This window comes from Microbulbifer sp. ABE4_465 (genome assembly GCF_056160765.1).
Genome location: NZ_JBSWXV010000007.1, coordinates 110795 through 131139, shown reverse-complemented (window position 1 = coordinate 131139; position 20345 = coordinate 110795). Strand labels below are relative to the sequence as shown.

The following is a 20345-nucleotide window of genomic DNA, read 5'->3' as shown; positions in this document are numbered from 1 at the left end:
AGCGCCGCCATACTGACCCTAAGCTAATAGCTATCCATAAAAAGCTTTCAAAACGGACTCACGGTATGAGCGGTATTCACAACGGAAATCCAAACGGGGAATGGTGGCGCAACAGCGTTATCTACCAGATCTACCCCCGCAGCTTCTGCGACGCGAACGGCGACGGCATCGGCGACCTTCAGGGTATCTGCCAGAAGCTGGACTATGTGAAATCACTCGGCGTGGACGCCATCTGGATCTCCCCTTTCTTCAAATCGCCGATGGCGGATTTCGGCTACGACGTATCCGATTATCGCGATGTGGACCCGATCTTCGGCAATCTTGACGACTTCGACCAGGTTATCGAGAAATCTCACGCCCTGGGCCTGAAAGTCATTATCGACCAGATCCTGAGCCACACCTCCGACCAGCACCCCTGGTTCGAGGAGAGCCGCGCGAGCCGCGACAATGCCAAGGCGGACTGGTACGTGTGGGCGGATGCCAACGAAGACGGCAGCGCGCCGAACAACTGGATGTCCAACTTCGGCGGCAGCGCCTGGCGCTGGTGCACCCGCCGCCGCCAGTACTACCTGACCAACTTCCTGAAAGAGCAGCCGGACCTGAACCTGCACAACCCGGAAGTTCAGGAGCAATTGCTGGCAGACCTGAAATTCTGGCTCGACCGCGGGGTCGACGGTTTCCGCCTGGACGCCATCAATCACGCGTTCCACAACCGCTCCCTGGAAAGCAATCCAGCGCGTCCGGTGAAGCTGGACAAGAACGGTCTGCCGCCGGTGAACAGTTACGAGTACCAGTGGCACATTCACGACAAATCCCAGCCGGAGAACCTGGTGTTTCTGCAACGGGTGCGGGAACTGATGGACCAGTACCCGGGCACCACCACCGTGGGCGAAGTGGGCGACGACAACACCCACAAGATCATGGCCGAGTACACCACGGAAAACCGCCTGCACATGGCCTACTCCTTCGACCTGCTGTCGGAAGACTGCAGCGCGCAGTTCCTGCGTGACACCCTGGAGAAAAACCGCCAGGTGATCGAGGAAGGCTGGCCCTGCTGGTCCATCTCCAACCACGATGTGCCGCGCTCTTTCACTCGCTGGAACAAGGGCTTCGACCCGGAAGCCGCCCGCGCCCGCGCGCCGCTGTTCTTCCTGATGCAACTGATGCTGCGCGGCAGTGTGTGCATGTACCAGGGTGAAGAGCTGGGCCTGCCGGAAGCGGAAGTGGCTTTCGAAGATTTGCAGGACCCCTACGGCATCAACCTGTGGCCGGAATTCAAGGGCCGCGATGGCTGCCGTACCCCCATGCCCTGGTTCAACGGCGGTGAGATCAACGCGGGCTTCTCCAAGGTGAAGCCGTGGCTGCCGGTTGCGGAGGAACACTACCACCTGGCCGCTTCGGTTCAGGAAGACGACCAGTACGCCATGCTGAACCGCTTCCGCGATCTGCTGAAATGGCACGCCGCACTGTCGCCGTCACTGGCCACCGCCAGCCAGAAAATTCTGGACAGCGGCGATGACCTGCTGGTCTTTGAGCGCGGTGACGGTGAAAGTGAAGGCTACTTCGTGGTGCTGAACCTGGGCCATGAGGCCGCCGAATTTACCCTGCCGGCGGAGTTTGCCGGCAGCGAAGACATGACCCCCAGCTGGTTTGCAGGCACCGTAGATGGCGATACGGTTAAATTACCGGTGGCTGGCGCGCGGGTCTTTTTCCGCAAGTAACCCGCGGCAGTCACCACCAACGAACAGGTATAAAACATCACAAAATTCGGACTTTATTGAGAAATTGGCGCGCCCTTGCGCACCTGTATCGAACCGCTGGCAGTGCCGGCACTCAAAAGGTTACCTCTCAATAAGATCGTCAATTAGTTGCTCTCTCGTCAAAGCACGCTTTCCAGATTTTCTGGATTGGTTTGAAGCCGGCTCATCAGCCGGCTTTTTTTTGCCTCACGCCCACACGTCGGAAATCATCTATCGCCGCCCGCGGTCATTCCATTTAAATGTAAAAGGCGCCAAACCCAGACCCTACCATGCCTCTCACTTGCCCAGAGGACTGCGCTCCAGCAGTGCTGACGGGCAGGCTCATCCCGCGGCCAATCCGGGACACACCGGCTCACCGCTTTGGGGAAATTCACAGGTCAAGTTAGTGCACGCTGGTGCAGGGCTTCGTTCGTGCCGAAAAAGGGCACCCACGGATTACCCGAATCACACGAGCGAACACGAAGACGCCGACCTGCAAATTGCTCGCGAGAGCAGATGAGGTACGCATGCAAGGCTCTTTCACTTCCGTCACGTTCAATTCCTTCCAGCGGGTATTCAAAAAAATCGCCATCGGCACCAGTTTGGTACTGGCCGTGTCTGCGGTTTTTGCGCCGGTGGCACAAGCCGGTGACTACCCCTACCCCTACCAGCAACACAGATCCATGACCGATGGCAGTGCCTGGTGGCGCCGGGATGTCGTTGGTGGTGCACCGCACATCATTATCGATATCAGTGAACAACGGGCGTACTTCTACAAGGGCAGCCAGCTCGCCGGTATCTCACCGGTAGCGACGGGTATCGCCGGCTACCGCACTCCGACGGGCAGCTTCCGGGTATCGGAAAAAGATATTGATCACCGTTCAAACCTGTTCGGACATTACGTGGACCGCGCCGGCTACGTGCGCAAAGCGAGTGTGGATGTACGCCGTGACAAACGGCCTGCGGGCACCGTATTCCGCGGAGCCTCCATGGACTTCTTTATGCGGGTCAACGGTGCGGTGGGCATGCACGCGGGTAAGGTAACCGGCCGTCCCGAATCCCACGGCTGTATCCGTCTGCCCTGGCATATGGCGAAAATTTTCTACGAAAATTCCCCCATGGGCACCAAGGTAACCATTCGCCAGTAACACTTCACCGGCGAACAAATGGTAAATAGCCAGTCAAAAAAAGGGCAGCGAACGCTGCCCTTTTTAATTGCCGATAGCTGCCTAACCGAGACTGCCCAGCACACTGCGCAGTGTCCAGAAATCCCAACCCTCCGGCAGCAGTGCGCGATCGTCCTCACTGGCAACAATGCCCCGGCGATGCTCTGGCCACGCCAGCACGGCGATACCTTCGTAACCGGTAAAGCGGTGGAACAATACGGGGGCAGACAACTTCCGCTCAAGCTGTTCACACAGCGGATGCCAGGACAGGGGTAACTGGCGGCGCACACTCGACCAATCCCGTTCGCTGTCTTCAGCACTATCCCCCGCTGCCTCGGCAGGTAGTGTTTGCCGTTTCGCGCTGTGGCGGGAGTGACTCGCTTCCAGCGCACTCGCATCCGGTAACGTCAGTACCCCCATGGCCTGCTGCTGGGCACAGAGAACACAACTGTCCATGGACAGCCCCAAGGATGCGCCCCGCTCGATGGGTATAAACCAACCCTGCCCGGCAGGCACCTGCCACTCACACAGCCCGCAGGTTCCGCTGTCAGATACTTCATTTTCCGCACGGTGCAATGGCTGCGGTATTTTGCCCGGGGCCCAGAAATGTGCGCTCCTTCCGGGAAAGAATTCCTGCGCATACTGGCTGACGTGCCAGTGAAAACTGAAGTTCGCGGCTACGCGACTGCGGTCCCGCGGACCCAGGCCGCGATAGCCGCGATGATTCACCTTGGCCAGACAGTATTCACAGGCGTGAGGGGCTTCCTCCAGGCCTGGGGCCGCCAGCGCCTCACGCGCGGTACCGATCCAGACAGTCTGCTGCGCATCCTCCAGCGCACCGCAACAGCTGGCCAGATGGACCCGTTGAAAAAACTCGCGGCGCACCTCGCGGTCTTCCACGGCAGTCACATCCACCGCGAACACCATTACCGGGTGGCCCCGGTACACCCAACCGTGTTCGGTCTGCTCAAGATCTCCGAGCGCCACTTCCATACCCTTGATCAGGGCGCGCTCCAAAGTACTTTCATCGACACCCTGCTGACCCAGGTCCTCGGACGGGTCTGCAGATGGCTCCAGCACCTCGGGCCGCTCCTCAAGCTCGATATCACCGTCCTGCTGGGGAGCGGACGGCGTCCCCATTCCGGAGATGGCCTGGGTAAGCGCTTCCAGGTGGCGGCTCCAGCGGCCCATCAGAAAGACTCCTCGAGGATACTGTGAATCTTGGTTTCGGAATTGGTAATCACGCGGAAGGCCACTCGCTTGGATTGTTCGATATTCTCACTGCCATCGGCATTGTAAATCGGTCGCGAGGAAGAATATCCGACCGCCGCCACATTCTGCATCATCCAGGCGTGGTGAGTGGTTACTTCGTTCAGGGTATATACATAGCGCAGTACCGAGCGCGCGCGATCCTGCGACAGGCGCAGGTTGTTGAAGTAGCTGGCATTGCGGTCGCTGGTCTGGCCCCAGCCGGTGCTGGTATGGCCCTCAATCCGTACCGCTTCCACCGAAGCCTTGTATGGAGCCAGCACGTTCATATAGCGGGGAAAGAACTCCTCGAATACCACCTGATAGCTATCGCTGAGTGCTGCCTCCCCGGTATCGAACATGGCATCGGAGTTATTGAACGCGACTGTGAGGGTATCGCGGTCAATGGTGGCACCCCAGCGCGCCAGATCCGGGGCGAATTCGCTCTGCAGGGACTCGTAGATGGCCAGCTGGTTTTCTTTGTAAGACATGGCGATGGTGCGGATCTTTTCCCGCTCGATCATCACCGAGCGCATCATTGCTACGGCAATGCACAGGAAGACCATCATCAGGCCCGCCATCAGGTCAGAAACACTGATCCAGGAGGCGTCGCTGTCAGTGCGCGCGGAGCGGGCTTTGCCCACGCCCAATTTGCCGGAACGGGAAAACCCGGACCTCGAGTTCATCAGGCGATTTCCTCACGGGCGCGCTCGGAGGACCGGGAAGACTGGGCGGTGGCGGTGAGACGCTGCATCTGCGCAACCAGTTGACGGTAGTCCCGGGTGAACTGGCCGCTGATGGTCGCCAGCGCCTGGCCCATGGCCGCGATAACACCTTCCACTTCCTCTTCCATCTTGCGCTCCACCAGCTGGTACTGCTTGCCGATAGAGTTTTCTGCATCGCCCATGCTTTTGCGGATCACGTGACTGAGGGCATCCACCATTTCCTTGTGGGTACGCGCCTGCTGCAGCGCCAGTTCCTGCATACCATTGCGGTGGGTAGTCACTGACTCCTGCACCAACCCCTGGATAAAATCCGCATCCAGGCTGGACATTTTTTCGAAGGCGCCGGACACCGCCGCGATCTGCGCGCCCAGCAGCTCGCTCTGCTTGGCAATACTTACCAGTGATTGCTTCATGTCGCTGGTCATCACCTGCTGCACCACATCGATACCCTGCACAAACTGATCGATGCGCTCGCCCAGGTGCGGCAGTACTTCCTGCATTTGCACACTCACACCGCGGTAGCGCTCCAGCTGTTCATTCAATGCCTGCATCTGCGCGCGGGCCTGATCGTTAACCCCCTGCATACCTTCAAAGAATTGCGGCACTTCCGCCAGTTGCTGATGGATCTGTTGCAGATCCCGCGCCACCTGCACCAGCCCCATCACCGCGGTATCGCAATGCTCGGACCAGTATTCCACCCGCTCCTCGTGCGCTTTGTATTCGCGAGTGAGGGTTTCCACCATGCGGTCAAACTGGGCAAAGTTTTCCCCAAAGCGGGTCATGTTCTCACCAAACTGACTTTCCACACGCTCGTTGAAACGGGTTACCACCTGCTCCATTTGCGCGACCAGCGCGCTGGACATCTGCTCGGAAAAATTCGCCAGCTGGGTTTCGCTCTGCTTGAGCTGACGCTCCTGCCCTTCCACCAGGGCGCCCTGCAGCTGCTGCAACGCCATGTGAATATCCGACAGTTCGGTTTCCGGCGCATGGTCGCCGGGCATGGGAATAAAACGGGTCAGTGCGCGCAGGACGATGGACAGGCCGATGCCGCACACGCTGGTAATAAAGGCAGTTTTCAAACCATCCAGCAGGTTGGCAATACTCTGATCAATATCTCCCAGACTGAATTCGAACAGGCCGATGATGACCCCGGTAAAAGTGCCGAGGATACCGAGGGAGGTAAGCAGGCCCGGCGCCTGTTCGACAAACTCAGCGGCGCGGCGCAGAAACCGGCACACCAGCGCCAGCGCAAACAGCACCAGCATCAGGGAAAGGAAACCCTCGGTCACCGCATCCGGGCTCAGGGCAACAAAGACAGAGCGCAAAAATTCAGACATGGAAGCAATCTCGTGTGAAATCTTCTCGGTTTAATTTTTTAATGTTCTTTCTGTTTCCAGCATGCGGTGGCGACTAGGCTTTGAGCTGCAACACAAACTCCTGCACCGAATCCCCCGATGGCAGCCGTCCCAAGTGGTGACTGAACAGGCGATAGCCGGGCAGCAGGCGCATCAGATCGGCGGTATTGCCGAGGCTGCGTTCGCTGCGACTTTCGGAGATTCCGGTAACCGCGACCTTTTCATCTTCCAACAGCTCAAACATCGCCGGGCGCTGCGGCTGCTGGCTGGATTTGTACACCAGAAAATGCAGCTGGCCACCGGAGGTCATGCGCCCCGCCAGTAATTCACCGAGCGCCGCAATCTGTTCCGGGCTGCAGAAATTCAGCAGATCCCACAGGAATACCCCATCCAGCCGGGTGCCGGGATCAAAACTGAACATGGATTCACTGAAGCCGCTGGTCTCGCCGTGCATCTTCTTGCGCCAGGTGAGGGACGCGTGCAGATCTTCCACATACAGCGAACCGACCTTCTTTTTCAGCGCATCGATATTGCGCCCGTTTTTACGCCCGCAATCCAGCACCGTGGCCGCCGCGGGCAACGCACTCAATGCCTTGCGCACACCGGCAAACTCCAGCCGCTCATCGTCGCGCACCTGGCGAAAATAGGCGCTTACATCGGAGGCGCCACCGCTGCGTACCTGATTGCGCGACGTGGTGCTGTCGTACTCGAGAAAATGCTCGGTGACATTCTGGTCCATACCCTCCCGCTTCATCAGGGAATTGAACAGGCTGAAACGGTCCATACATTTCAATAGCGTGACGGTAGAGTGACCCTTGGACGCGACCTCCGGGTAGCTGGGATCGTCCACATATTCAAAGCAGAAATTATCCAGCAGGCGGAAGCGCCGGGGTTTATGCGGTTGGTTGCGCCCGGTATAACGCATGGTGTGCAGAATCGTACCCGGCTTCAGATGCGGCTCCAGCAGACGGATCAGGTGGCGGATAACATCCAGCTCGAGAAAATTCAGCAGGTCCCAGCACAGGATCACATCAAACTTGAGTTTTTCCGGCTTGGGGATCAGGTGATCTTCCAGCGCCTGCAGTGGGTCACTGGCGTGTTGGTTGTCTGCGAGGTATTCCACCAGGTCTTCGATATGACACTGGCAGTTAAGGCCGAGAAAAGCCTGAGTGGTACCGGACGAGAGAGGCCCGAGGTCGAGTATTCGGTCCCCGCTTTTGACCATCTCGGTCGTTAACGCAGCGAGGCCAAAAGAGCGGTGTTGCATTGTCTATCGCAGGAATTCGGGGCGTGAGCCGGGAGAAAGAAGGCAACGCCGCACGGGGGGATGCGGCGTTGCAGCGGAGGATCAGCTGCCAGCCAGCTCCGCGTCCTTGGCCGAATCCTTGGCAGCGTCTTTAGCCGGTGCGAAAGATTTTTTCGCGGCGGGCTTGCTCGGCGCTTCGTCTTTCGGCGGCAGATTCGGGTGAACCAGTTTGTCTTTGAACTCGGAGTGACGGGCTTTCATCTCGTCGTCGGTGTCGACCATATCCATGGAGCCGCGGAACTTACCGCCGTCGTCCAGCTGAATACGCGGGGCAGTCAGGTTGCCCTTCACTACAGCGGTATTGCGGATCTCGATCAGCTCGTCTGCCAGCGCATCGCCGGTGAGGGTGCCGTTGATGACAATGTTCTGCGCGTGGATATTCGCGTTGATTTCACCTTCGCGACCGATGGACAGGTCGTGGCCTTCCATAATCACGGTACCTTCGATGGTACCTTCAATATGCAGGTCTTCGGTGCCGATCAGTTCGCCGCGGAACTTGATATTTTTGCCGATAACCGAGCGATCCTTCGCCATCGTGGATTCGAGCTTATCCGCGAACGGACGTTCGCTCGCACCATTTTCGTTCATGCCGGAAAGAAAAGAGTTGGAATCCAGATTCGCATCTGGTTTTGGATCGAGCGGATTCGCCATATTGCCACCTAAGTTGTAACCGTAGAGAAATGTTTATGTTTTTAGGTAAACAACGTTTGTAGCGCTTTTCTTCACTGGTTCCCATAGCCGTTGAGACAAAAATCAAACCGCGCTCCAAGTTTGTGAAACCCCTCACACAAAATTAGGCGCCAAATGCAGATGGCAGTGAAACCTTTTTCATACCGCGTATAAAAAGCACTCGCCACTGGCCAAAAAGAGTGCAATAGGTCAATTGCCGAACTGTTTAAATTGCGGTTGATTCAGCGAAAAATCGCACAGATTTCTACAGGACCACCTTTTCATTGAATACAAATTATTCCCGACTACGGCTAAGGAAAGTGGCGCGGCACACCAATAAGGGGCGTTTTTACCGGCGTCGCCGCACCGGGAACAATGACGAAACTATTACTGCCGGGATTGGTGTCGTATACGAAGGGACCGATCTTCTTCCAGTTGTTCAGTAACCAGAGATTTCCGGATGGGTCGATACCGCCCCCGGTAATGCGCTCCAGGGCATCACTGGTGTAGCCGGTATCCGGGGAGATTGGGTCACCGACTGACATTCCGGGCGGGCACTCGCCAGCCCCACAAAAACGCGACACGCCGGTGTCCGGCCAAACCGTATCTGCCTGTACATCCTCAAATGGGGTGTGACCGAAATTGAACACCCACAGGCTATCACTGCCATCCACCGCGTTACCCCAGGGAATACTCAACCCACCCCTGCCAAACACCTGTACCGGTGCCCCACCATCCGCGGGCATAAATACAATGGATGGGTTACCGCCCCCCTGGGGATCGAGCGGGTCCACACAGGGCACATTCACTGCATCGGAATTGGATATCCACATATTCCCTTTGCTGTCACTGGAGATTCCCATGGGCCATGACAGCTCGGCACCACCGGTATTCACTTCCTCCACATTGCCGCGCTGATCAATACGGTACAGGCGCTCGGCCTTGTTGCCGGTAATCCAGGCCCGTCCGCGCTTATCGATGGCAATCGCAAAAGGCTTCAGGGACGGCGACTCGGTGGGCTGCAGATCGGGATTGGCGCCGGGCAACAGGAAATTTTTTGCCAGTAGCGGGTTGCCACTACGAATCATGGTCACCGTGTCATTGCCACAATTGGCCACCCAGATATTCCCCTCACGGTCCGAGACTGTCCCCTGAGGCCACCAGATATTGCCCCGGGTAAAGCCATTGCTGCGGGAAATGGGCCGACCACTTTTGTGGAACAGAGAAACGCTGTTGTGGGTGGCCGGAATTTTATTTTCTGGATCTGGGGGTACCGTACCGTCGGCACAGGCCGGCGATTCAAAGCCAAAATTCCCAACCCATATGTTGCCGCGCGGATCCAGGGTTATGCCAAAGCCCGCACCGCTCAGACCACCGCCGTAATAGGGAGATCCCTCGTAAGTTTCGCCCCAGGGGTAAAAACGCAGCAGACGCTGGCTTGCGCAGGCGTTTTGATTGGTGGCCTTGGGAATGTAGTTATTCAGAATCCAGGCACTGCCTTCTGCATCAAAAGCGATATTTCCCGGCCCGTTCATCAGGTTGAAGCGATCCTGTGCGGAGTACTTGCCACCGGTAAATTTGATAAACAGCAGCCAGCTTGTGGGACGCTGCTCCAGCGCCGGCTGGTATAAAGGCGCCGCCAGGGACAGCAGGTATATCGGGTCCGCATTGTCCTGCGGGTAAAGGGGATAAGACGGGTTTCGGGTCAGGTTGGCCAGCGCCTGCAGAACATTCTCCGCCGGGGGCGCGCCCGCCACTGAAGTGGCTGCAAATAATTGTTCACAGTGTTCGCTGGAGGCCACGCAGGCGGCAACCACATTACTCAGAGCGTTAAACGTGGCAAAGGTACTGGTTTCACTGCCATTGGGGGTCTGCCGCAAAACATCGGATGCCCGTCCGGAAGCCGGGTCCGCCATATTTGTCACCATTTTCACGGCGTTCTGCATCCCCACATGATTTCCGCGCAAATGACGGTCGCGAATAAACTGCGCGAAGGCAGTCGCCGTAGCAACGGTAGTGCGCTCGTTGATCACCAGCTGTGGCGGCACCTCATTACCGGACACGACTGTCGCGAGGGTCACCAGACCTTTTTCCGCAACCAGTAACAGTACCGGCGGCATTGTCGCGATAAGTCCCGGGGGCAGCCGGTAGTGCAGGCGGAAGCCGCCATCGGGTTTGCTCACCGCCGTTGCCAGTTTGCGCTGGAAGCCACCGGCAATGGTGAAGTTGGCGTAGAGAGAAACGCGGTAGCCCGCCAGAGGAAAATGCTGGCTCTTGACCGAACCCTCAATAATTTCAGCAGCGGGAGGCGCGGGGAGCCAGCCATATCGAAAGCTGTCTCGGCTCCTGTCAGGCTGCGCCCCAAAGGATGCGAACGAAAAAAACAGCCCAATGACTGCAACAAAGAGGCAGGCGTGGCGCCCGCGAAAACCGCGTACTTCCATGGTCGAGCATCCCTACTACCCGGTGCTATGGCACCTCTACTTCCCGGATGTATCCTTCCTGGATACCTGCGCCCACACTCGCGAGCCATGGGAGCCTCTGAACAGGCCGGTGTTACCACAGGCTTTCAGAGTCTCCCGAAAAAAGTATGGCACAGGGGTGCCCGTGCACCGGGGCAATCAGACGCCCGGAGTCTTCACAAAATAATCGTGCGCCGCCCGGTTCACCCGACCGGACAGCAACAGGGTGGAAACCATGGTGGGGATCGCCATTACCGCGTACATACCGATAATCAGACTGTTTACGATATTCAGCGACAGCACCGCGCCAAGCACGATCAGCAACAGATAGATAACCGTGTATACCACCTGAAAGCGCGCGCCAAACAGGAACACGAAACACTTCATGCCGTAGTACCAGAAGGTAACGATGGTGCTAAAGGCCAGCGGCACCACCATGATCAACAGCAGTACAGGACCCCAGCCGCCAAACACACTGCTAAACGCATTTGCCGTCAGCGATACCCCCTCGATGCCCTCGCCCTGCTGCCACACACCGGTCAGCAGAATCACCAGCGCGGTACAGGTACAGATAATCAGGGTGTCCACGATCGGCCCGACCATGGCCACGACACCCTCGCGCACCGGCTCGGTGGTCTTGGCCGCGCCGTGGGCCAGGGACTCGGTACCGATACCCGCCTCATTGGAGAAGGCGCCGCGACTGATTCCCGTCGCGATCACCGTACCAAGAACGCCACCGGCCACGGCTTCACCGGAAAAGGCATCGGTAAAAATCAGCGCGAAAGCCCCGGGAATTTCCTGCCAGAAATAGCCAATGACTCCGAGGGTCAGCAACAGATAGAAAATCACCATAGCGGGCACGATACGTACCGCAAACCGACCGATGCGCTGGATGCGCCCAACAATCACCACCAGTGCCGCAGCGGCGAGCAGCACACCGAGCCCCAGATCAAACAGAAATGCATTGTCCGCACTTACCCAGCCCAGCGGTTCGGCGAATGATACCCGCAGCAACTGCACCGTCTGATTGGACTGAAAGGAAGGCAGCAGACCGCCGAGGCCGGCAATGGCAAACAGGTAGGCCAGCGGTTGCCAACGCTTCCCCAGCCCTTCGCGGATCACATACATTGGGCCGCCCTGAATTTCCCCATTGCTGTCGCGGCCGCGATACATCACCGACAGCGTCGCGGTGTAGAACTTGGTGGCGACGCCCACCAGCGCAGTCACCCACATCCAGAAAATTGCCCCGGGTCCGCCGGTGCTGATGGCAATGGCCACCCCGGCGATATTCCCGAGCCCCAGTGTGCCCGAGAGTGCAGTGGACAGCGCCTGACGATGAGGTACCTGGCCGGGATCATTGGGGTTGTCGTACTTCCCCCGCAGCAGGGCAATGCTGTGGCCAAGATGACGGTAGGGGCGAGCCCGGGAGCTGATCAGCAGGAACAGGCCGCCGCCCACCAGCAGCACCAGTAGCGGCGTGCCCCAAGCGTAGGCAACGAAGGTATTGAGGGCGGATTCCAGAGTATTGAGAAAGGACATAATTAGGTGAGCAAAAGCGGTTGCGAAAACCGGCTATCCTCACCCAGTCATCAATAAATCTCAAATCAAGGCTGCAGATGCTTATCGATAAACGCGACGATGGCGTCTGCTGTCTGCATGCGGGCGGTGCCCGTGACGAGGTGGTGGGTTTCGTCTTTCAATTCGAGAAACTCCACGGCTTTTTTCTTGCGTTTGAGCTGCTTGTGCATGTATTCAGACTGCCGTATCGGCACCACGACATCGTCCTCTCCGTGAATCAGCAAGACCGGTGCCTGAAAGTTTTCCGCAAACCGCACCGGAGACACGGCACGCAAGCGGTCTTTGTCGACTTCACCACGGGCCATGCTTTCTTCCCAGTAACTGACGACCCAGTGATGTCTACCGTTGTCACGCCGCTCATCCCGTAGCATCCGCTCCAGATCACTTACGCCATTTACCGATACCACACAGCGGTACTTTTCAGGGGTAAATGCGCCGCCCGCCAGCGCTGCATATCCGCCGTAACTCATCCCGGCAATACATACGCGCTGAGGGTCAACAATGCCCTTGCGCACCAGCGTATCCAGCGAGTCGGTGACGTCATCCTGCATTTTTGCGCCCCACTCCCCGTTACCCGCCAGATGATGGTCGAGACCAAAACCGGTGGAACCACGGAACTGCGGCTGTACAACCAGATATCCCCGATTGGCCAGCGCCTGGGCCAACCAGTCAAAGCTGACGTGATCGTAAGCGGCAGGGCCGCCGTGGGGGAGAATCACCGCGGGCAGGTTTTTCAGGTTGTCCATTTTGGTGCGCGGCAAGGTAAGCAATGTGGGAATCACCATGCCATCGCGGGCTTTGAAATTCATGGTCGCGATGGGATGAATCTGCTCACTGCTGATCTGAGGCCTTGCGGAAGCCAGCAGTACCGGGCTGCCCTCTTTCGGGAACAGGTAGTAATCCCCGGCCACTTGCGAGCCCTCCACGTACACCACCAGATGCTCCCAATCTGCGCTCCAGTCACGCAGCCACACCGAGTGTCCCGCAAACTGTGCCTGAATGTCCTGCATCCGCTGATCCAGCGCCGGATCAAAGAACCGGTAACTCGGGGTAAAACCGGAGTAGCGCACTCCCCACACTCGGCGATCCAGGCTGGTGTAGGTGTATTCCACATCCGCATCATCCCGACCGAAACCCAGGTTCGCGAATTCGCCAGTGATCAGTGACAAGGTGTAAAAGTCGTTGCGATTGGTTTCACCATTATTCGCAATGGCGATCAGTGACTCGCGGTCGGGGGTCAGTCCCATAAAACTGATCGACGGAACCGAAGTCTCCTCGCGGTAAATCTCTTTCCATTCATCACCGTGGCGCGCGAGCATACGGTGCAGGTTGCGTTTGTTATCGAACAACTCGTGTGCGATCACCTCGCCCTTGTTGTCCACGAAGAAATCCCAGGAGGACGAGCGCCCCTTGAAATGTACCCGGGGAGAGCGCGGGCTATCCAGATCGACCCGCAGCAGTGACTTGCGCGGGCTCTGATCATTCTTGCTGTCGGGCACATACGCCGGCATATAGGCGTACTTGTTATCGGGCGAGAGCCCCACAATACTGCCGAGCCCGGTCTGCCCCGCATAGATCACGTCTCCCGGGGTCAACAGCTGACGCACCTCGCCATTTGCCACGTTAAAGGCGTAAGCGGTACTCAAATCCAGCTTGCCGCGAAACCCCCACAGCTTGCGCACATTCGACGCCACCAGAATGAGCTCGTTCTCGTTGGCGAAATAGATGGATTCCGGGGTTATTTCAGAGAGGTTCACGGCGTTCAACCGCTTGCCTTCCGCAAGCGACATCACGATGGCGATATCAGAGTCGTTTTCCCCGGTCATGCGGAAGGCAATGCGTTCGCCGCTGGGGGAGACCGTCAGCATGCTGACTTTTGGCAGGGCACCATAGTCTTTGGCGGTCAGTTCATTCGTTTTCGCGACCCCGGGGGACACAAGGAATAGAGAGAGTATCAGGCCCACCACAGGCTTGAGAATGTGGCATCGCACCAACCAGGAAATCATCACCAGACCCACCTTTTTTAAAATTATTATCGGAAAAATGTATCTTTCTCGCAGCAAAGGCTGCAGATCCTACCGTATTTCCGACAGATATTCCGCCGCAACCCTGAATTTACGACAGACACAAAAAAGCCCCGACCAGCGGGGCAAACGGAAGATGACATCGATCAGCGATATCAAAGAAGACGTTGAGGACTCAGCAGTTACTCAGCCCTCGGCCTGGGCCAGGCCACCGTCGGTTTCGGCCGCTTTCGGCTCGCTGACCCGCAGAGCACACACCGCCGCCAGCAGCCAGCTGGCACCGCCCAGAACCAGCGCGTAAATCGCTTCGTTGTCGAAGAAGGTGCGCAGCACAAAGCCCAGCACGCTGGCGGCAAGCAGTTGTGGGATCACGATAAAGCCGTTGAAGATCCCCATCATCACGCCCATCTTGCGTGTGGACACATGAGTGGAGAGCATGGCGTAGGGCAGTGACAGGATCGATGCCCAGGCAAAGCCCACACCCAGCATTGGCAGCAGCAGCCACTGCGGGTCGCGGATAAACAGGAAAGACAGCAGGCCAAGACCACCCAGGGCCAGGTTCAGGCTGTGGGACAGACGCATGCCAAGGGTGCGGGCCATCACCGGAATCAGCAGTGCGGCGAGGGCGGCAAAACCGTTATAGGTGGCGAACAGAATACCCACCCAGTCGGCGCCATCATTGTAGGCCTGAGAGGTCACTTCGCTGGTGCCGAAGTGAAAACTGGTGACCGCAGCGGTGGTGTAGATCCACATGGCAAACAGCGCAAACCAGGAGAAAAACTGCACCCAGGCCAGGCGCTTCATGGCATCGGGCATGGAGTAGAGGTTGGATACGATCTCTTCCAGCATACCCTTGTCACCACCGGACTTGGCGCGCAGTACCAGCGCCAGCAGCTGCATCACACCAAGGCCGGCAATCAGTCCGGCGAGAATGTACAGCTGCTGATCCAGCCCCTGTTGCCAGACGAACGCGGCAAAGGCGGCTCCCACCAGTAGCATGGCACCACCGATTTTGCGGTAGCCGGCGCTGTGATCCTGCTCGGCTTCCTGAGTCTGTTCCTGCAGCTCGGGCGATTCCGCCGCCTCAAACGCAGCCTGCTGCTCCGGGCTGTATTCACGGGTGCGGAATACGCTCCACAGCACCGCCAGCAGGAAACCGATACCACCGACATAGAAGGAAATCCGCACGGAATCCGGCACCACGCCCTCCGGCGCGGTATTGGAAACATCAAACCAGTTGGCCAGCATCCACGGCATGGCCGAGGCCACCACCGAGCTCACACCAATAAAGAAGCTCTGCAAGGCGTAACCAAAGGAGCGCTGCTTCTGTGGCAGCATATCGCCCACCAGTGCGCGGAACGGCTCCATGGACACATTGATGGAGGCGTCCATCACCCACAGCATGCCGGCAGCGATCCACAAAGTGGGCGAATGCGGCATAAACAGGATGGCGATGGAAGAGAGAATGGCCCCGGCCAGCAGGAACGGGCGGCGGCGGCCAAAGCCGGTCCAGGTGCGGTCACTGAAATAGCCGATCAGCGGTTGTACCAGCAAACCGGTCAGCGGTGCGGCCACCCATAACACCGGAATATCGTCGATTTCGGCCCCGAGGGTCTGAAAAATTCGGCTGACGTTGGCGTTCTGCAGGGCAAAACCGAACTGGATACCGAGAAACCCGAAACACATGTTCCAGATCTGCCAGAAGCTCAACTGAGGCTTGGCGCCGGCAACCGCCGCCGTGGATGGATTTTGAGACATTGGGATCACCGCTGACTGACTTATGGTTATGCGGGGATTGTCTCAGCAGGGGCAATTGGGGCCATCCTCCCCGGCGGGGGCGGAGAATATCGGCCCGCGGGCACACAACCTATTCATCACAATCACCATAAAGATCCCTTTTTTGGACTTTAATGCTTAAAGTGCCGGTAAAATCCCTATTCCTGCACATTAAATAGATGTTAACAAGGTCCTAAAATGGGCACATAATGCTGAACAAACCCATTAAGGTTCCATAAAGCGTACCTTAACCACAATCGCTACGATTTCGAGCCTGAGGGCTACCCAATGGACTACACCAGCAGATCGCCCGCCGCCATCGCCGGGGCGCTGGGCCAGCGACTCAAGCAGGCGCGCCTGAACCTGGACCTGACCCAGCAGGAAGTCGGCGAGCGCGCCGGCGTCAGTCGCAAAGCGGTGCTCAACGCGGAAAAAGGCAAAGCCCAGCTGGAGGTTCTGGTCGCCATTCTCCAGGCCCTGGAACTCACCCAGCAACTGGACAATTTCCTGCCTCCGCAGCCGCCCTCCCCCATCCAGCTGGCCAAGCTCCAGGGCAAACAGCGCCAACGGGCGTCCGGTCAACGCGGTAAAGAGGAAGGGGGTGAAGAAGACACCCGGGAGGAAGCGGAATGGTAATGGAAGTCATCAACGTCGAATATCAGGGCGAGACCGCCGGCGCCGTCAGCTTCGATACCGACAGCGGCCTCGGCGCCTTCGAATACGACCCCGCGTTTATCGACACCGGCATCGAACTCTCACCACTTAAAATGCCCCTGGCGCGGCGCATCTACCGCTTCCCGGAATTGCGCTTTGAAACCTTCCGCGGCCTCCCCGGCCTGATAGCCGATTCTCTCCCGGACGATTTCGGCAATGCCGTACTCAACGCCTGGATGGCCGCCCAGGGCAAACAACCCCAGGACATCACCCCACTGCAACGGCTGCAATACACCGGCACGCGCGGTATGGGCGCCCTGGAATACAGCCCGGCCACACGCATCAAAAAACTCAACGCCTCCCAGGATATCGCCATCGACGAACTGGTCGCGATCGCCCAGGAAGTGCTCGATAGCCGCGCCGGTTTTCAGGTTCAACTGGAGAAGAACGGTGAGAACCGGGAAGCCATGGTCGCCCTGCTCTCCGTTGGCATGAGCGCCGGCGGCGCCCGCCCCAAAGCCGTACTCGCCTTCAACCAGGACTTCACCCAGGTGCGCTCCGGCCAGACAGACGTGCCCACCGGGTTCACCCACTATCTGATGAAGTTTGATGGCGTCAGCGAACACAACAAGAATCAGGAAACCTTCGGTGACCCCATGGGGTTCGGCGCCATGGAATACGTCTATCACCAGATGGCCACCCGCTGCGGGATCGACATGATGCCCTGCCATTTACTGCACGAGGGCAACCGCAGACACTTTGTAACGGAGCGCTTTGACCGCCACGGCAATGACAAAATCCATATCCAGACCCTGAACGGCATCGCCCATGTAGATTACAAGGTACCGGGCTCCTACTCCTACGCCGAACTCTTCGGCATCGCCCGCCAGCTCAAACTCACCGCCAGAGACGCAGAACAGCTGCTGCACCGCCTGGTCTTCAATATCGTCGCACGCAACCACGACGACCACGCAAAGAACTTTGCCTTCCAGCTCAAGGGAAAAACCTGGCAACTGGCCCCCGCCTACGACCTCGCATACAGCTACAAACCAGGCAGCCGCTGGGTAAACAGCCACTGGATGACCCTGAACGGCAAACGGGACGGATTTACCCGAAAAGACATCTACAGCCTGGAAAGCATCAGCCCACTGTTTAGCAAGCGGAAAATCGACAGCGTTGTGGATAAAGTAACCGAGCAGGTCTCCCACTGGCGCCGCCTGGCCACCGAGCAGGAAGTGCCGACAACACTGATCGAGGAAATCGAAAGCAATCTGCGTTTACAGCTGTAGACCCGCGCAAGGAATGAGACGCCGCTTTGCCACCCCCGCCAATGGCATCTGGCGCCATATCCGTCGTGCGAGCCAGGCGGTAAATCGTAGTATGAAACCAAATATGCCTAGATATAGACATATACCGAAATGGGTAGATATAGGCATAATGGGTAGATATGGCAATATATGTCCAGATATAGACATTATGTCTATATCTGGGGCTTTTGAATAAAACTGTTAAGCGTAGTAAGTCTTGGTAGAGAAAGGTAATGCTTGTATTTTTTTGTGGAAAAATGGGCGCAGGTAAATCGACAAAAGCTTCCCAAATTGCAGAAGAAAGGAATGCTGTTTTAATTTCTGAAGATGATTGGCTTGAGTCGCTTTATCCGGGTGAGATTACGAGTCTGCGAGATTACGTAAATTACGCACAACGTATAAAGCCGATTGTCAAAGATATTGCACAGCGAATTCTAGCTTCCGGGGGTACAGTAGTGCTAGATTTTCCTGCAAATACTACCGGTCAGCGAGAATGGTTAAAAAATATCTATTCCGAAGTCGGTACAAAGCATGAGCTAGTTTATCTGGATCAGCCAGATGACGTTTGCTTGGCTCGTATAGCTCAGAGAAGAGCGGAAAATCCGGAAAGGCAGCGCACTGATACCAAAGAAATGTTTTATCAAGTTTCAAAGTACTTTGAGGAGCCGTCTGAGAGTGAGGGCTTTAATATCGTTCTCAGTGGCGGCCACGCTTAACAAACAGCGGCAGAGCGACAGCCAACGCTACGCACCTTTTGTGTTACTCGCTGGCGCTCAAACATTAACACAAAATGCGCTCCGCGCCGGCTGCGCCTGCGCTGGGCGTTATGTGTCAGCACTTGCAAAGCGTCTCAGTGGAGCCATAAATTGTGAAAATGATAAAGATATTTTCATGGATTTTGATAATTCCTGTCTCCATTTTCTGTATTATCGCTAGTTCTGCTCCATTCACCCCTATGGTATTGGTTTCATTTGCGCTCATCATGCTTGCTGGAGTTATAGGAGCGTTCGGGCAGCTAAATTTGGCAATTGTCTGTTTGGCACTGAATTCTGTAGCGGTTGCAATCAGCCCAATATCAGATATGGAGTATGTGGGTAGTAGCGTAAAGCAGGCCTTTATTTTGGCAGTGCCAATAGTAATCGGATTTGGTGGAATTCTTGTGGGAGTGGCTAAGCTCCGGAGCGCTGCCCACACATAACAATCAGCGGCAGAGCGACAGCCAACGCTACGCACCTTTTGTGTTACTCGCTGTCGCTCAAACATTAACACAAAAGGCGCTCCGCGCTGGCTGCGCCTGCGCTGGGCGTTAGCAGTCACTAGAGAATTATGAGTGTAATTGAAGTTTTGAAAGAAAAATTACTTGGGAATTTCTACTCTATATTCAGAGTAGGAGATGCCTTTGATTTGTATTTCGATGGTTTTTGGCTCATAGCTCACAATGTGGTTTCTCCAGATGAAGAAGAAATAAATAAACAATTACCTGCTGTGTATCATCCATCATCTGAAGCTGTAGATAAAGAGGATGTAGCTAAGAGCATAGTGCTTTCATCTACGCTCCGTAAGAGTATAACTGGTGTGGCTCTATTGCCTGATTCGAGTTTGGAGCTTACTTTTGAAAGCGGGATTAAGTTATTATTCCCAACCAATACCAAGGTGGTTGATTGGCAGTGGGCACTTAATGAAAATGCCAATGATCCTTATCTTGGTTGTATTGTGGGTGTTTTTGAATCGGGTGAGGCTCAGCTTGGCAACTGCTAACAAGTTGCAGCACGTGGACCCACATTACGCGGCTCAAATTTATGGCTCGCTGCGCTCACTTTACCATAAATTTGGTCCGCTCCACGTGGTCCAGTGTGCAAGGCGTTAACTCTACAAGCACATGAATCTGATTCTTGAGAAAACCGAGCAAGTAAAATACTTCACTAATATGCTGGAGGTATTTTCCGCACTAAGGATTCGATGTGCTGACTACGACTGGTACGTCAGTGATTTAGAAACAAATGGGCATCCGATTGATGAAGGGTGGCATAGCGGCAGTGCAATTGAGTCTTTGATTCAGAGTAATGACATCCAATTTATCTGGGCTGTATTCTCTGCCTTTCCAGTTGGAACTAGGTTTGAAGTAAAAGAGGCCCCCTATATCTATGATAACCCCGATTATTGGAATGGCTCGAATCCAGGTCCGCAGCTAAACGAGGCGCTTTTTGAAATTGGCTGCTGGGATAGTAGTGCCACTATTCTGATTGGTATATCACCAGAGCTGGCAAGAAATTTTAAATCCGCTTACTCCGACACAACAGAGTTAAAGCATGCGGCAAGGTAAAGAGTTAACAAGG

General features: G+C 56.5%; 17 protein-coding genes. 8 read left to right on the top strand and 9 right to left on the bottom strand.

Going from position 1 to position 20345, the window contains the following annotated elements:
- Positions 1-65 precede the first annotated feature (65 nt).
- Both ACXAG1_RS12570 and ACXAG1_RS12565 read left to right on the top strand, forming a co-directional pair.
- On the top strand, positions 66-1721 hold the full coding sequence (locus tag ACXAG1_RS12570; protein WP_475090762.1) for an alpha-amylase family glycosyl hydrolase: 1656 nt from the start codon (positions 66-68) through the stop codon (positions 1719-1721).
- A gap of 545 nt (positions 1722-2266) precedes the next feature.
- Positions 2267-2887 (top strand): L,D-transpeptidase family protein, encoded by a 621-nt coding sequence (locus ACXAG1_RS12565; RefSeq protein ID WP_475090763.1) that lies wholly within the window; start codon positions 2267-2269, stop codon positions 2885-2887.
- An 81-nt stretch (positions 2888-2968) separates the two neighbouring features.
- Here the strand turns inward: ACXAG1_RS12565 and ACXAG1_RS12560 are convergent, their stop codons facing one another.
- The 9 genes from ACXAG1_RS12560 to ACXAG1_RS12520 all read right to left on the bottom strand — a co-directional run bounded on the left by ACXAG1_RS12560 (position 2969) and on the right by ACXAG1_RS12520 (position 16030).
- Positions 2969-4096 carry a hypothetical protein gene (locus tag ACXAG1_RS12560; RefSeq protein WP_475119878.1) on the bottom strand — a complete coding sequence of 376 codons (1128 nt, stop codon included), beginning with the start codon at positions 4094-4096 and terminating at the stop codon, positions 2969-2971.
- Positions 4096-4839 (bottom strand): OmpA/MotB family protein, encoded by a 744-nt coding sequence (locus tag ACXAG1_RS12555; protein ID WP_475090767.1) that lies wholly within the window; start codon positions 4837-4839, stop codon positions 4096-4098. Before ACXAG1_RS12555 ends, ACXAG1_RS12560 begins: the two co-directional genes overlap by 1 nt.
- A complete protein-coding gene (locus tag ACXAG1_RS12550) occupies positions 4839-6215 on the bottom strand; it encodes a hypothetical protein (protein ID WP_475090769.1) in 1377 nt (458 codons plus the stop codon). Before ACXAG1_RS12550 ends, ACXAG1_RS12555 begins: the two co-directional genes overlap by 1 nt.
- Before the next feature lie 73 nt (positions 6216-6288).
- A complete protein-coding gene (locus ACXAG1_RS12545; RefSeq protein ID WP_475090771.1) occupies positions 6289-7500 on the bottom strand; it encodes a hypothetical protein in 1212 nt (403 codons plus the stop codon).
- A gap of 81 nt (positions 7501-7581) precedes the next feature.
- Entirely contained in the window at positions 7582-8190 is a 609-nt protein-coding gene (locus ACXAG1_RS12540) for a bactofilin family protein (protein WP_475090772.1), read from the bottom strand.
- A 329-nt stretch (positions 8191-8519) separates the two neighbouring features.
- Complete coding sequence (locus tag ACXAG1_RS12535; protein ID WP_475119877.1) at positions 8520-10652, bottom strand: Vgb family protein; 2133 nt, start codon at positions 10650-10652, stop codon at positions 8520-8522.
- A gap of 177 nt (positions 10653-10829) precedes the next feature.
- Positions 10830-12209 carry an alanine/glycine:cation symporter family protein gene (locus tag ACXAG1_RS12530; protein WP_475119876.1) on the bottom strand — a complete coding sequence of 460 codons (1380 nt, stop codon included), beginning with the start codon at positions 12207-12209 and terminating at the stop codon, positions 10830-10832.
- Positions 12210-12274: 65 nt separating this feature from the next.
- Entirely contained in the window at positions 12275-14254 is a 1980-nt protein-coding gene (locus ACXAG1_RS12525) for an alpha/beta hydrolase family protein (protein WP_475119875.1), read from the bottom strand.
- A gap of 204 nt (positions 14255-14458) precedes the next feature.
- The gene (locus ACXAG1_RS12520) at positions 14459-16030 is read right to left on the bottom strand and encodes an MFS transporter (RefSeq protein WP_475119874.1); all 1572 of its coding nucleotides are present in this window, start codon (positions 16028-16030) and stop codon (positions 14459-14461) included.
- A 306-nt stretch (positions 16031-16336) separates the two neighbouring features.
- Here ACXAG1_RS12520 and ACXAG1_RS12515 point away from each other — a divergent pair, with 306 nt between their 5' ends.
- The 6 genes from ACXAG1_RS12515 (at position 16337) to ACXAG1_RS12490 (ending at position 20332) form a co-directional block, all read left to right on the top strand.
- Positions 16337-16684 (top strand): helix-turn-helix transcriptional regulator, encoded by a 348-nt coding sequence (locus tag ACXAG1_RS12515; protein ID WP_043320704.1) that lies wholly within the window; start codon positions 16337-16339, stop codon positions 16682-16684.
- Positions 16684-17991 (top strand): type II toxin-antitoxin system HipA family toxin, encoded by a 1308-nt coding sequence (locus tag ACXAG1_RS12510; RefSeq protein ID WP_475090780.1) that lies wholly within the window; start codon positions 16684-16686, stop codon positions 17989-17991. Before ACXAG1_RS12515 ends, ACXAG1_RS12510 begins: the two co-directional genes overlap by 1 nt.
- Positions 17992-18242: 251 nt before the next feature.
- Positions 18243-18725, top strand: coding sequence for a P-loop nucleotide/nucleoside kinase family protein (locus tag ACXAG1_RS12505; RefSeq protein WP_475119873.1), 483 nt, complete (start codon positions 18243-18245; stop codon positions 18723-18725).
- Between the two features lie 152 nt (positions 18726-18877).
- Positions 18878-19207 (top strand): hypothetical protein, encoded by a 330-nt coding sequence (locus ACXAG1_RS12500; RefSeq protein WP_475092254.1) that lies wholly within the window; start codon positions 18878-18880, stop codon positions 19205-19207.
- Positions 19208-19335: 128 nt separating this feature from the next.
- On the top strand, positions 19336-19767 hold the full coding sequence (locus ACXAG1_RS12495; RefSeq protein ID WP_475119872.1) for a hypothetical protein: 432 nt from the start codon (positions 19336-19338) through the stop codon (positions 19765-19767).
- A gap of 121 nt (positions 19768-19888) precedes the next feature.
- Complete coding sequence (locus ACXAG1_RS12490; RefSeq protein WP_475119871.1) at positions 19889-20332, top strand: hypothetical protein; 444 nt, start codon at positions 19889-19891, stop codon at positions 20330-20332.
- Positions 20333-20345: the final 13 nt, after the last annotated feature.